This window comes from Streptomyces sp. NPDC096013 (assembly GCF_044763565.1).
Lineage (GTDB): Bacteria > Actinomycetota > Actinomycetes > Streptomycetales > Streptomycetaceae > Streptomyces.
Genome location: NZ_JBIWGK010000011.1, coordinates 1 through 13,133, shown reverse-complemented (window position 1 = coordinate 13,133; position 13,133 = coordinate 1). Strand labels below are relative to the sequence as shown.

The window sequence follows — 13,133 nt, the reverse complement described above, 5'->3', positions numbered from 1 at the left end:
GCCCGCTATATCCCGGCCTCCGTGGCTCACCTTGCAACAAGCTGGGGGGTGTCCGGCCAGTGCCATCGAGCCTCTCGTCGTATCACTTTCCGCGTGAGCTGCCGGAAATCACTCAGAGATCACGGTGTTACGTATCGCACTTAACGTCCCCTCATGGCGGACATATTTGACGCATACGCATTGGCCGATGCGTGGGACGAGATGTTTGTGCGGCCGGGTGAGGTCAGAGCCGCCTATGAGCCGGTACTGGCGGCACTCCAGCCGATCGAGCCGAGTGAACTGCGCTTCCGGGCCGACCAGATGGCCCGCGCCTTCACCGACCGCGGCGTGACCTACGCCTTCGCGGGCGAGGAACGACCATGGCCCCTGGACCTGGTGCCGAGGATCATCGACGCGCTGGAGTGGGACCTCATCCAGCGCGGGGTGGCGCAGAGGGTGCGGGCACTGGAGGCCTATCTCTCCGACGCGTACTCGCACTGCCGCGCCTTCGAGGACGGGGTCGTGCCCTGGCGGCTGCTTCTCAACTCGACCCATTTCCACCGGGCGGCGCAGGGGGTCGAGCCACCGGGCGGGGTCCGCATCCACGTCGCCGGCATCGACCTCGTGCGTGACGAGGCCGGCGACTTCCGGGTGCTCGAGGACAACGTCCGGGTGCCGAGCGGAGTGTCGTACGTCATCGAGAACCGCAGGGCCATGACGCGGATCTTCCCCTCCCTCTTCGCCGAGCAGCACGTGGTCCCCGTCGACGGATACGCGCAACGCCTGCTCGCCGCGCTGCGGGCCGCCGCGCCCGCCGGCACCCAGGACCCGCGCGTCGTGGTCCTCACCCCGGGGCCGAGCAACGCCGCCTACTTCGAACACGCCCTGCTGGCACGGCTGATGGGCGTGCAGCTGGTCGAGGGGCACGACCTGGTCTGCCGCAACAACCGGGTGTGGATGCGGACCACGCGCGGCGAGGTGCCCGTCCACGTCGTATACCGGCGGCTCGACGACGACTTCCTCGACCCGCTGCACTTCCGCCCCGACTCGGTGATCGGCTGCCCGGGCATCATGAACGCCGCCCAGGCCGGGAACATCACACTCGCGAACGCGGTGGGCAACGGCATCGCGGACGACAAGCTCCTCTACACCTACGTCCCCGACCTCATCCGCTACTACCTCTCCGAGGAACCGGTTCTCCCCAACGTGGAGTCCTACCGGCCCGACGAGCCAGGGCAGTTGGAGGCGGTCCTCGACCAGATCGACCAGCTGGTCGTGAAGCCCGTCGACGGCGCGGGCGGCATGGGCATCGTCATCGGACCCAAGGCCGACGCGAAGACCCTCGAACGCACTCGCAAAGCCGTCGCCGCCGACCCGCGCGGCTGGATCGCCCAGCGCCCGGTCGCCCTCTCCACCTCCCCCACCCTCGCGGGCGAACGCATGGCACCGCGCCACATCGACCTGCGGCCGTTCGCCGTGAACGACGGCACCGACGTCTGGGTGCTGCCCGGCGGCCTCACCCGCGTCGCCCTCCAGGAGGGCAACCTGATCGTCAACTCCAGCCAGGGCGGCGGCTCCAAGGACACCTGGGTGCTCGCGGAGGGCCCCGCCGAACAGCCCGAACCGGCCGCCCCGGACGGCGCACTGCCCGAGGTGGCACCCCGCCAGCTCGGCCCCGACGGCAACCCCACGGTCGTACAGGAAGGGGCGCAGCAGTGAACGACGTGATCCTCTCCCGGATAGCCGAGGCCCTGACGTGGACGGGCCGCTACGTCGAGCGGGCGGACGCCACCGGGCGCATCCTCGACGCCTATCTGCACCGTCTGCTGGAGGACCCCTGGCGCGACGAGGACGCGGCCTGCCGGTCGCTGTACGCGATCCTCGGGGTCGACGCGGGCGGTCAACGCGTGGACATGCAGCAGGTGTTGGACCAGCTCGCGTTCGACGCCCGGTCGACCTGTTCCATCGAGGGCGCGCTCGGCGCCGCCCGCCTCAACGCCCGCAGCGCCCGGGAGGCCGTCTCCTCGGAGATGTGGGAGTGCCTCAACTCCACCTGGCACGCCCTGGCCGACCAGCGCCTCGCGGCCCGCCGCACCGGCCCGTACTCCTATCTCGAACTCGTGCGCAGACGGGCCGCGTTGTTCTTCGGGCTCGCCGACTCGACGATGAGCCGGGACGACAGCTGGCGTTTCGTCGTCCTCGGCAGGAGCCTGGAACGGGTCGACATGACCGTACGGCTGCTGTCGGTACGGGTGTTGGACGCGGCGCACGCGCCCGACTGGCCGACGCTGCTCAGCGCGAGCGGCGCCGACGAGGCGTACGCGCGGGTGTACGGCGGGTTCGGGGACACCCCGCGCGTGGCCGAATTCCTGCTCATGGACCGGGACTTCCCGCGCTCGGCGCTGCACGCGCTGACGACGGCCGAGGAGTGCCTGACCGCGCTCGGGCGCCAGCGGCAGGACCCGGCGCGCCGTCCCATCGGCCGGCTGCGCACCCGTCTCGAATACCTGGACTCGCACGCCCTGGAAGAGCAACTGCCCGCCCTCCTCAAGGACTTGCAGCACGCCTGCATGGACTCGGCGGAAGCGGTCGCGGAGTTGTTCTTCCCGTACCAGGGGCCCGTCGAGTGGGCCCAGGAAGGAGCCTGAGATGACCCGGAGGCTTCGCATCCGTCACACCACCCACGTGTCGTACACCCAGGCGGCCGTCTCCTCCCACAACGAGGTCCGGATGACACCGCTCACGCTGCCCGGCCAGACCACGCTGGACGCACGCGTGACCGTCAACCCGACGACGCCGACCTGGTCGTACTGGGACTACTGGGGCACCCAGGTCACCGGCTTCGACCTCATGGACCCGCACGCCGATCTCACGATCACCGCGTCGAGCCTCGTCGAGACGTCCCCGCCGGAGGAGCTCGGGCCCGCGCCCGACTGGCAGGAGGTGACCGAACGGGCCGCGAACTCGCGCCTGTTGGAATTCCTCGGCCCCACCGTCCGTACGACGGTCCCGCCCAAGCTGCTGAAGAAGGCGCGCAGGAGCGCCGTAGGGCTCGATCCGCACGAGACGGCGGTGGCGGTCTCCGCGCTGGTCGCCGACCGGGTGGCCTACCTGCCCGGCGTCACCGGCGTGAACACCTCGGCCACCGAGGCCTGGGAGCAGGGCGCCGGGGTCTGCCAGGACATCGCCCATGTGACCATCGCGCTGCTGCGGGGGCTCGGCCTGCCCACGCGCTATGTCTCCGGGTATCTCCACCCGGAGCGGGAGGCCGAGCTGCACCGCCCGGTGGCCGGCCAGAGCCATGCCTGGATCGAGTACTGGGCGGGCGACTGGTGCGGCTACGACCCCACCAACCGGACCCGGCCCGACGAGTCCCATGTGGTGGTCGGGCGGGGGCGGGACTACGACGACGTGACCCCGCACAAGGGGATCTACCGAGGAGTGGCGGGCGGGCCGCCGGAGGTGACGGTGGAGTTCACCCGGGTGGCATGAGCGCACGGCGGCGGGCCACGCCCCTCACCATGCCGGCCGGTCGACGAGTCGACGAACCGCGCCTCCGCGCCCGTGGGGCCGTCCGGTCGGCCCCACGGGCGCGGACGGCACCCTGTGCGCGGGGAACGACCACGAGCGCCTCCACGCCCTCGACGCGGCCACTGGTGGGGCACGGACGGCGCTTCACGGCCACGGGCCCGGTCCGCACCACCCCGGTCGTCGCCGACAGCGGCCGACCGGGCGCTACTTCAGCCCGATGGTCGCGCACGCGCTCTTGTAGTCGGAGGTGCAGATGTCGGAGATCTTGTAGATCCCGTCCGCGACCACCGTCGTCTTGATGTTGTCCTTGGTCAGCGCGACCACGGACACCAGCTGCGAGGGGATCTTCTTGTTCGTGGGGCTGTCCACGTTGTCACGGGTGAGGGCGTCGAACTCGATGTCCCTGCCCTGGACCTTGGCGACGGCGATCTTCGCGGCGGCCTCGGCGAGGTCGGGGTACGGCTTGTAGACGCTCATGTACTGCTCGCCGGTCACGATCCGCTGCACGGCGGTGAGTTCGGCGTCCTGGCCGGTGACGGGGGGCAGCTTCGTCAGGCCCGAGGCCTTCAGGGCCTTGATGATGCCGCCGGCCATCGCGTCGTTGGCGGAGTACACGGCGGCGATGTTGCCCTTGCCGAGCTTGCCGATCGCCTCGGTCATCTCCTTCTGGGCCACGACCGGGTCCCAGGCCTTGGTGTTGTAGCTCTCGGCGATCGTCACCTTGCCCTGCAACTCGGACAGCGCGCCGCCCTTGAACACCGCGGCGTTGGGGTCGGTGGGCGAGCCGTTGATCATCACGATCTTGTCGGAGGTGTCCACGTTGCCGCCCAGCGCCTCGAGCAGGGAGCGGCCCTGCACCTCGCCGACCAGTTCGCCGTCGAAGGAGACATACGCGTCGACCGGGCCCTCGGCGAGACGGTCGTAGGCGATGACCGGGATGCCGGCCGCCTTGGCCTTCGCCACCATCGTCCGGATGGCGTGCGAGTCGACGGCGTCGAGCACGATGATGTCGACCTTCTCGTCGATCATCTTCTGCATCTGCTTGTCCTGGACGGACGCGACGCCACCGGCGTTCTCGTACTCGGCCTTGCCCTTGTTCGCGGTGAGTTCCTGGATCTTCGCCTTCATGATCGGGTAGTCGAACTCCGCGTACCGCGTGTTCGTCTTCTCCGGCATGAGCACGCCCACCGTGATGTCGTTGCCCTTCGCCGGAGTCGCGTCCGAGCTGCTCCCCGAGGAGTTGAGGACGCCACAGGCGGCCAGGGGGAGGGCCAGCGAGAACGCGGCCACGGGTATGGCGATACGACGCATTGGGGTGCTCACTTCTGGTGCCGTCCGGACGAGGGTGCAGCATTGCAACCCAGGTGACTGAAAAGCCAACGCGGATGCGACCACCGCCGTCAAGCGGAACCACTTAACGAGATGGCAACGCCACGTTCCGTTCGGCATGTGGAGACCTCGCGAAATCACCTTCAAACACCCTTTACGGACCCTCCATCCAGCGGAAGTTCATGAAAGGGCAAAGATCGGCGCGACCGACTCCGCCCTCTCCGCGCCAGGCGGCATGCGGAAGGGGCCCGGAGAAAACTCCGGGCCCCTTCCGTGTGTGCGTGGACGTCAGTCCGAGGACTGCTGCCGCTTCGGCCGCCACACCACCAGCGCACTGGTCTGCTGGACCTCCTGGTACGGCACCAGGTCGCGCCGGTACGACGCGTGCACCGCGGCCTCGCGCTGCTGCATCGTCGCCGCCGCGCCCTCGACCGCCGACTGGAGCTCGGCGACGCGCTGTTGGAGCGCGACCACCTGGTTCTCCAGCTCGATGATGCGCTTGATGCCCGCCAGGTTGATGCCCTCGGTCTGCGACAACTGCTGGACGGTGCGCAGCAGTTCGATGTCGCGGGCCGAGTAGCGCCGGCCGCGCCCGGCCGTGCGGTCCGGGGAGACCAGGCCGAGGCGGTCGTACTGACGCAGCGTCTGCGGGTGCAGGCCGGAGAGCTGGGCCGCCACCGAGATGACGTAGACCGGGGTCTCCTCGGTCAGCTCGTACGGGTTGCGTCGACGGCCGTCCATCACTCTCATGCTCCCTTCGCGGCCTGGAACAGCTCCGCCCGCGGGTCCTCTCCCGCGGTCGCCTCTCTGTACGCCTCCAGTGCGTCACGAGCATTCCCCGTGACGTCCTTCGGGACACTCACCTCGACCGTGACGAGGAGGTCGCCCCGCGTGCCGTCCTTGCGGACCGCGCCCTTGCCCCGGGCGCGCATCGTCCGGCCGTTCGGCGTGCCCGGGGGCAGCTTCAGCGTCACCGGGGGCCCGCCCAGGGTGGGCACCCTGACCTCGCCGCCGAGTGCCGCCTCGGCGAACGTCACCGGGACCGTCACCGTGAGGTTGTCGTCCTTGCGGCCGAACACCGGGTGCGCGTCGACATGCACCATGACGTACAAGTCGCCCGCGGGTCCGCCGCGTTCGCCCGGTGCGCCCTTGCCGCGGAGCCGGATGCGCTGGCCGTCCGTGACCCCCGCGGGGATCCGGACCTGCATGGTCCGGGACGACTTGGCGCGCCCGCTGCCCTTGCACTCGACGCAGGGGTGCTCGGCGATGAGGCCGCGGCCCTTGCAGTCGGGGCACGGGTCGGTGAGGGAGAAGCCGCCGCCGGAGCCGCGCGCCACCTGGCCGGTGCCGACGCAGGTCGGGCACACGCGCGGTGTGCCGTTCTTGTCGCCGGTGCCCGAACAGGCCTTGCAGGGCTGCTGCGAGGACATCCGCAGCGGCACCGTGGCCCCTTCGATCGCTTCCGTGAAGCTGAGCGTGACCTCGGACTCGATGTCCTGGCCGCGCCTGGGCTGGGTACGGGTCGTGCCCGCGCCACCCCGGTTGAACAGGCCCCCGAAGACGTCACCGATCCCGCCGCCGAAGCCGCCGGCACCCCCGGCGCCACCGCCCTGGGCGCCGCCTCCGAAGAGGTCGCCCAGGTCGAAGTTGAAGTTGCCGCCGCCCGCGCCGCCCGGCCCCGGGCGGAAGCCGCCGTTGCCGAACAGGGCGCGGGCCTCGTCGTACTCCTTGCGCTTCTTGGGGTCACCGAGGATGTCGTTGGCCTCGGAGATCTCCTTGAAGCGCTCCTCGGCCTTGGCGTTGCCCTTGTTGGCGTCCGGGTGGAACTCGCGGGCGAGCTTCCGGTACGCCTTCTTGATCTCGGCCTCGGTGGCGTCCTTGGGGACGCCGAGGACCTTGTAGTAGTCCTTCTCGATGAAGTCCTTGGTGCTCATCCTCGACGTCCCTCCTTTCCTCTGGTGCTACTCGCCGTGCGAGTCCCGTGGGGTGCGATGTCAGCCCTCGTCCGGGCCACCGCTCTCCTTGTCGTCGTCCGCCGTCTCGGCGGCGTCCGAGGACTCCGCCTTGCCGGTCTGCGCGGCGCCGGGCTGCGGCTCCGCGACCGCCACCCGCGCGGGGCGGATGGTGCGCTCGCCGATGCGATACCCGGGCTGGAGGATCGCCACGCAGGTCGTCTCCGTGACGTCCGGCGCGTACGAGTGCATCAGGGCCTCGTGGATCGTCGGGTCGAAGGGCTCGCCCTCCTTGCCGAACTGCTGAAGCCCCATCTTCGCCGCGGCGGTCTCCAGGGATTCGCCCACCGACTTGAAACCGCCGACGAGTTCACCGTGTTCCCGCGCGCGACCGATGTCGTCGAGCGTGGGCATCAGTTCGGTCAGGAGGCTCGCCACGGCGATCTCCTTGACCGCGATCCGGTCGCGCTCGACCCGGCGGCGGTAGTTCTGGAACTCGGCCTGGAGCCGCTGGAGGTCCGCGGTGCGCTCGTCGAGCGCCTTGCGCACCTGGTCCAGCTGGGCCGTCAGACCGGCGATCTGTGCACTTGCGTCCCCTGCCGGGGCCGCCCCCTCCCCACTGCTGGAGGGGGAGGCGGCCTGCGGCTCGGCGTCGTCGGGGGTGGCGCCGGAGGGGACGTCGGGCTTCTCTTCGAAGCCCGGGGTCTCCTCCGTCACGCGGCACCGTCCTTGCGCTCGTCGTCCACGATCTCGGCGTCCACCACGTCGTCGTCCGCCTTGGGCGCCTCGGCACCCGGGGCGTCGCCGCCGGCGGCCTGACCGGCCTGGGCGTCGGCGTACATGGCCTGGCCGACCTTCTGCGAGACCGCGGCGACCTTCTCGGTGGCGGTGCGGATCTCGGCGGTGTCCTCGCCCTTGAGCGCGGCCTTCAGCTCCTCGACGGCGGCCTCGACCTCGGTCTTGACCTCGCCGGGGACCTTGTCCTCGTTGTCCTTGAGGAACTTCTCCGTCTGGTAGACGAGCTGCTCGCCCTGGTTGCGGGACTCGGCGGCCTCGCGGCGGCGGTGGTCCTCGTCCGCGTACTGCTCGGCCTCCTGGCGCATGCGGTCGACCTCGTCCTTCGGCAGCGAGGAGCCGCCGGTGACGGTCATCTTCTGCTCCTTGCCGGTGCCGAGGTCCTTGGCCGTGACATGCATGATGCCGTTGGCGTCGATGTCGAAGGAGACCTCGATCTGCGGGACACCGCGCGGGGCCGGCGGCAGACCGGTCAGCTCGAACATCCCGAGCTTCTTGTTGTACGCCGCGATCTCGCGCTCGCCCTGGTAGACCTGGATCTGCACGGAGGGCTGGTTGTCCTCGGCGGTGGTGAAGATCTCGGACCGCTTGGTCGGGATCGTGGTGTTGCGCTCGATGAGCTTGGTCATGATCCCTCCCTTGGTCTCGATGCCGAGGGACAGCGGGGTCACGTCGAGGAGCAGGACGTCCTTGACCTCGCCCTTGAGGACACCGGCCTGGAGGGACGCGCCGATGGCGACGACCTCGTCCGGGTTGACGCCCTTGTTGGCGTCCTTGCCGCCGGTCAGCTCGCGCACGATCTCCGCGACGGCCGGCATACGGGTGGAGCCACCGACGAGGACGACGTGGTCGATCTCGTTGATCGAGATGCCGGCGTCCTTGATGACGTTGTGGAACGGCGTCTTGCAGCGCTCCAGCAGGTCGGCCGTCAGCTGCTGGAACTGGGCGCGGGTGAGCTTCTCGTCCAGGTGCAGCGGGCCCTCGGCGGACGCCGTGATGTACGGCAGGTTGATCGAGGTCTCGGTGGAGCTGGACAGCTCGATCTTGGCCTTCTCGGCGGCCTCGCGGAGACGCTGGAGGGCCATCTTGTCCTTGCCCAGGTCCACGCCGTGGCCCGCGGCGAACTGCTTCACCAGGTAGTCGACGACGCGCTGGTCCCAGTCGTCACCACCGAGGTGGTTGTCGCCGTTCGTGGCCTTCACCTCGACGACGCCGTCACCGATCTCCAGGAGGGACACGTCGAAGGTGCCGCCACCGAGGTCGAAGACGAGGATCGTCTGGTCGTCCTTGTCGAGGCCGTACGCCAGCGCCGCGGCGGTCGGCTCGTTCACGATGCGCAGGACGTTCAGGCCCGCGATCTCGCCGGCCTCCTTCGTCGCCTGACGCTCGGAGTCGTTGAAGTAGGCCGGGACGGTGATGACCGCGTCCGTGACCTTCTCGCCCAGGTACGCCTCGGCGTCGCGCTTCAGCTTCTGCAGGATGAACGCGCTCATCTGCTGCGGGTTGAAGTTCTTCCCGTCGAGCTCGATCTTCCAGTCCGTGCCCATGTGGCGCTTCACGGAACGGATGGTCCGGTCAACGTTCGTGACCGCCTGGCGCTTGGCCACCTCTCCGACGAGCACCTCGCCGTTCTTGGCGAAGGCGACGACGGACGGCGTGGTCCTGGCGCCCTCTGCGTTGGTGATGACGGTGGGCTCGCCGCCTTCAAGAACGCTGACGACGGAGTTAGTCGTGCCCAGGTCGATGCCGACCGCACGTGCCATGGTTGATTCCTCCAGCAATGACTTGAGTGGAACGGACTCAAGTGTGCACGACACTCACCGCTGGGTCAACAGAGCTGAGTCGGGCGGACTCAACTCTTATCCGTTCCTTACACGCAACTGCGCCCTGACCTGCGTCGATACGGCACGCCGTCCCCCGTAGACCGAGACTTTAAGCAGCCCGAACACGACAACAAGGGCCCCACCCACCACCCACATGACGGCGGAACCGTCCACCCACCCGTTGTGCACGAGCACCCCGACGAGCACCCCGGAGAACCCTCCGATCGCCAGGAGGACCACCGCCCCCTGCGGAGTGAGCCCCAACCGCCGCAGCCGGTGGGCGAGATGGTCCGGCCCGCCCCGCAGCAGCGCCCGCCCGGCCAGCCGCCGCGACAGCAGCACCAGTACGGCGTCGGCGCTGGCGACGGCGGTGAGCGAGAACAGCACGCCCGCACCGTCACCCGGAGCGCGCCCGGCCTGGGTGAGCACGGCGGCCGAGGCGAGCAGGAACCCCGTGAACAGCGACCCGCACGCGCCGAGCGCGATCCGCGCGGGATGCCAGTTGTGCATCAGGAACCCGGTGAGCGCGGCGGCCAGCACACTGAGCAACACCGCGAGCCCGTCCATCACTTCCATCGCGGCACAGGCCCCGACCCCGAAGGCGGTGATCACCCCGATGGTCCCCGCGAGCCCGTCGGCGTGATCGAGCCCCTTGAAGGCACCAGCGACGAACACGATCCACACCACGGCCAGCGCCCCGCCTGGCACCCCGATCTCGCCGTACGGCACGACACAGGCGGCCGCCACGGTCGTACCGAGGACCAGGAACCGGGTCTTCAGCCGCCAGACGTCGGCGACGAGCCCCAGCCCGGCGACCGCGCCCCCGGCGGCCAGCAGGCCGTCGACGCCGTCGCCGAGGGGGGCGAGTCCGGTCCGGTCGCACGCCCAGGTGACCGCCGAGACGGCGAGGGCGACCGCCAGTCCCCCGAGCAGCGGAACGGGTCGGGTCCGTCGCCGCCGGTCGACGAGTCCGGCCCGGAGCGCGGGCACTCGGAGCAGTGCGGCGAGCAGGGCGGAGAGGAGGAGGGCGGTCGTGGCGGCGAGAATCCCGTAGAGCACGAATCCAAATTAGCCGCAAATGTACCAATTCAGTACGAATAACACGATCAGACCGTAACAAGCTTGAGAACTGCCCGGAGCAGGTCTTTTTAGGCGACCCTCAGCGACGCACGTCACCGCACGGCTGGCTACAGTGCGACGCAAGATAGGGGTAGTCTCGGTCGAACCGATTAAGTTACCGCTTAGTAATGTGCTGAGCGGTGATGCCATTGACCCCTCGCAGGCCCGAGGAGCCCTGAAATGCAACTCGCCGCGATCATCGTGTCGCTGGTTCTGATCGTGGTCGGTGTGGCGCTGTTCGCCCGCGCCGTCCTCCAGATCTACACCTTCATGCGACTCGGCCAGAACGTGCCCAAGGGCACCCGCACCGACGAGCCCGTCCAGCGCACCGTCACCGTGGCCAAGGAGTTCCTCGGCCACACCCGGATGAACCGCTGGGGTGTCGTCGGCGTCGCGCACTGGTTCGTGGCGGTGGGCTTCTTCTCACTGCTGCTGACGATCGTCAACGCCGTCGGCCAGCTCTTCCAGGCCGACTGGCTGCTGCCGGTCATCGGCGAATGGGCGCCGTACAACGTCTTCGTCGAGTTCATCGGCACGATGACGGTCCTCGGCATCCTGGTCCTCATCGCGATCCGCCAGCTGAACAAGCCGAACAAGCCGGGCCGCAAGTCCCGCTTCGCCGGCTCCAACTTCGGCCAGGCGTACTTCGTAGAGGCCGTCATCCTCATCGTCGGCGTGTGCATCTTCATGCTGCACGCCCTGGAGGGCGCCCAGCACCACGTGGACGCCTACGAGGCCTCGTTCTTCATCTCGTACCCCGTCGTCTCGGCGCTGCGCCACCTGGACGTCTCCACACTCCAGAACCTCACGTACTTCTTCGCGGGCGTGAAGATCGCGACCTCCTTCATCTGGATGATCACGGTCGCCCTCAAGACGGACATGGGTGTGGCCTGGCACCGTTTCCTGGCGTTCCCGAACATCTGGTTCAAGCGCAACGCGGACGGCGCCACCTCCCTCGGCGCCCTGCTTCCCATGACCTCGGGGGGCAGGGCGATCGACTTCGCCGACCCCGGTGACGACGACGTCTTCGGCGTCTCCCAGGTGGAGCAGTTCTCGTGGAAGGGCCTGCTGGACTTCTCCACGTGCACGGAGTGCGGGCGCTGCCAGTCGCAGTGCCCGGCCTGGAACACCGGCAAGCCGCTCTCCCCCAAGCTCCTGATCATGTCGCTGCGGGACCACGCGCACGCCAAGGCCCCCTACCTGCTGGCGGGCGGCGGCAAGTCCATGGAGGGCGAGGAGAAAGCCACCGAGGAGCAGCTGAAGGATGTCCCCGCCTCGGCCCTGGCGGAGGCGGAGCGCCCCCTGATCGGCACGGCCGAGGAGGGCGGGGTCATCGACCCGGACGTCCTGTGGTCGTGCACCACCTGCGGCGCCTGTGTGGAGCAGTGCCCGGTGGACATCGAGCACGTCGACCACATCGTCGACATGCGCCGCTACCAGGTGATGATCGAGTCGGCGTTCCCCTCCGAGGCCGGCACGATGCTGAAGAACCTGGAGAAGAAGGGCAATCCCTGGGGCCTGGCGAAGAAGCAGCGCCTGGAATGGCTCAAGGAGGTCGACTTCGAGGTCCCCGTCGTCGGCCAGGACATCGAGGACCTCACCGAGGTCGAGTACCTGTACTGGGTGGGCTGCGCGGGCGCGCTGGAGGACCGGGCGAAGAAGACCACGAAGGCCTTCGCGGAACTCCTGCACATCGCGGGCGTGAAGTTCGCGATCATGGGCGGTGACGAGAAGTGCACCGGTGACTCCGCCCGCCGCCTGGGCAACGAGCCCCTGTTCCAGGAGCTCGGCATGGAGAACGTCATGGCGCTGAACATGGCCTTCGGCGAGGAACTCGACGACGACGGCGCGGTGGTCGCCGCGTCGGCGAAGCCGAGGTCGGCGAAGAAGATCGTCGCGACCTGCCCGCACTGCCTCAACACGATCGGCAACGAGTACCCGCAGCTCGGCGGCGACTACGAGGTCATCCACCACACCCAGCTCCTCCAGCACCTGGTGGACGAGGGCAGGCTGGTCCCGGTGACCCCGGTCGAGGGCATCATCACCTACCACGACCCCTGCTACCTGGGCCGCCACAACAAGATCTACACACCCCCGCGCGAGATCATCGCCAGCGTCCCCGGCCTGCGCAACGAGGAAATGCACCGCCACAAGGAACGCGGCTTCTGCTGCGGCGCCGGCGGCGCCCGCATGTGGATGGAAGAGCGCATCGGCAAACGCATCAACAACGAACGCGTCGACGAAGCCCTCTCCCTGAACCCGGACATCGTCTCCACGGCCTGCCCCTTCTGCCTGGTCATGCTGACCGACTCCGTCAACGGCAAGAAGAACGACGGGGCAGTGAGGGAGTCGGTCCAGGTGGTCGACGTGGCCCAGCTCCTCCTCGACTCGGTCAAGAAGCCGACCGAGGACGAGCCCCCGGCGGGCACCTCGGAACCGGAGAACGCCCCGGAGCCCCAGCCGGTGAAGTAACACCCCGTTCGGCTACGACGACGCCCCGCGCCCTCACACGGCGGATTCTTGGGGTCCTCGCAACACCTGATGGCTTACGCGGCTGTCAGTAGATCACGCAGGCGCTCGGCTGGGGTTTTCCAGCCGAGTGTTT

At 69.0% G+C, this 13,133-nt stretch carries 10 protein-coding genes; 4 read left to right on the top strand and 6 right to left on the bottom strand.

What is annotated here, in order from left to right; translation table 11 throughout:
* Positions 1 to 153: 153 nt before the first annotated feature.
* Genes ACIRB1_RS31485 through ACIRB1_RS31475 form a run of 3 tightly spaced genes read left to right on the top strand, consistent with a single transcriptional unit; the run spans position 154 to position 3,471 of the window.
* Positions 154 to 1,698 (top strand): circularly permuted type 2 ATP-grasp protein, encoded by a 1,545-nt coding sequence (locus ACIRB1_RS31485; RefSeq protein ID WP_352183873.1) that lies wholly within the window; start codon positions 154 to 156, stop codon positions 1,696 to 1,698.
* Entirely contained in the window at positions 1,695 to 2,627 is a 933-nt protein-coding gene (locus ACIRB1_RS31480) for an alpha-E domain-containing protein (protein ID WP_352183872.1), read from the top strand. Before ACIRB1_RS31485 ends, ACIRB1_RS31480 begins: the two co-directional genes overlap by 4 nt.
* A gap of 1 nt (position 2,628) precedes the next feature.
* Positions 2,629 to 3,471 carry a transglutaminase domain-containing protein gene (locus ACIRB1_RS31475; protein ID WP_403467762.1) on the top strand — a complete coding sequence of 281 codons (843 nt, stop codon included), beginning with the start codon at positions 2,629 to 2,631 and terminating at the stop codon, positions 3,469 to 3,471.
* 243 nt (positions 3,472 to 3,714) lie between these two features.
* On the opposite strand, the gene ACIRB1_RS31470 is transcribed toward ACIRB1_RS31475, so the two are convergent.
* From ACIRB1_RS31470 to ACIRB1_RS31445, 6 genes are all read right to left on the bottom strand, one after another.
* Complete coding sequence (locus ACIRB1_RS31470) at positions 3,715 to 4,821, bottom strand: substrate-binding domain-containing protein (protein ID WP_352183870.1); 1,107 nt, start codon at positions 4,819 to 4,821, stop codon at positions 3,715 to 3,717.
* Between the two features lie 306 nt (positions 4,822 to 5,127).
* Positions 5,128 to 5,580 carry a heat shock protein transcriptional repressor HspR gene (locus ACIRB1_RS31465; protein WP_033284884.1) on the bottom strand — a complete coding sequence of 151 codons (453 nt, stop codon included), beginning with the start codon at positions 5,578 to 5,580 and terminating at the stop codon, positions 5,128 to 5,130.
* A gap of 5 nt (positions 5,581 to 5,585) precedes the next feature.
* A complete protein-coding gene (gene dnaJ / locus ACIRB1_RS31460) occupies positions 5,586 to 6,773 on the bottom strand; it encodes a molecular chaperone DnaJ (RefSeq protein WP_352183869.1) in 1,188 nt (395 codons plus the stop codon).
* Between the two features lie 60 nt (positions 6,774 to 6,833).
* Positions 6,834 to 7,508: a nucleotide exchange factor GrpE gene (grpE, locus tag ACIRB1_RS31455; protein WP_352183868.1), complete on the bottom strand. Its 675-nt coding sequence runs from the start codon at positions 7,506 to 7,508 to the stop codon at positions 6,834 to 6,836.
* The gene (gene dnaK, locus ACIRB1_RS31450) at positions 7,505 to 9,349 is read right to left on the bottom strand and encodes a molecular chaperone DnaK (protein WP_266770130.1); all 1,845 of its coding nucleotides are present in this window, start codon (positions 9,347 to 9,349) and stop codon (positions 7,505 to 7,507) included. The genes grpE and dnaK overlap by 4 nt, the downstream gene beginning before the upstream one ends.
* Before the next feature lie 96 nt (positions 9,350 to 9,445).
* A complete protein-coding gene (locus ACIRB1_RS31445; RefSeq protein ID WP_403467761.1) occupies positions 9,446 to 10,468 on the bottom strand; it encodes an MraY family glycosyltransferase in 1,023 nt (340 codons plus the stop codon).
* Between the two features lie 240 nt (positions 10,469 to 10,708).
* Between ACIRB1_RS31445 and ACIRB1_RS31440 the strand changes: the two genes are divergently transcribed.
* A complete protein-coding gene (locus tag ACIRB1_RS31440; protein ID WP_403467760.1) occupies positions 10,709 to 13,000 on the top strand; it encodes a (Fe-S)-binding protein in 2,292 nt (763 codons plus the stop codon).
* Positions 13,001 to 13,133 lie beyond the last annotated feature (133 nt).

Coding starts and splice junctions, on each gene's coding strand:
- ACIRB1_RS31485 (WP_352183873.1), top strand. CDS start 154: ATGGCGGACATATTTGACGCATACGCATTGGCCGATGCGTGGGACGAG.
- ACIRB1_RS31475 (WP_403467762.1), top strand. CDS start 2,629: ATGACCCGGAGGCTTCGCATCCGTCACACCACCCACGTGTCGTACACC.
- ACIRB1_RS31470 (WP_352183870.1), bottom strand. CDS start 4,821: ATGCGTCGTATCGCCATACCCGTGGCCGCGTTCTCGCTGGCCCTCCCC.
- ACIRB1_RS31465 (WP_033284884.1), bottom strand. CDS start 5,580: ATGGACGGCCGTCGACGCAACCCGTACGAGCTGACCGAGGAGACCCCG.
- dnaJ (WP_352183869.1), bottom strand. CDS start 6,773: ATGAGCACCAAGGACTTCATCGAGAAGGACTACTACAAGGTCCTCGGC.
- dnaK (WP_266770130.1), bottom strand. CDS start 9,349: ATGGCACGTGCGGTCGGCATCGACCTGGGCACGACTAACTCCGTCGTC.
- ACIRB1_RS31440 (WP_403467760.1), top strand. CDS start 10,709: ATGCAACTCGCCGCGATCATCGTGTCGCTGGTTCTGATCGTGGTCGGT.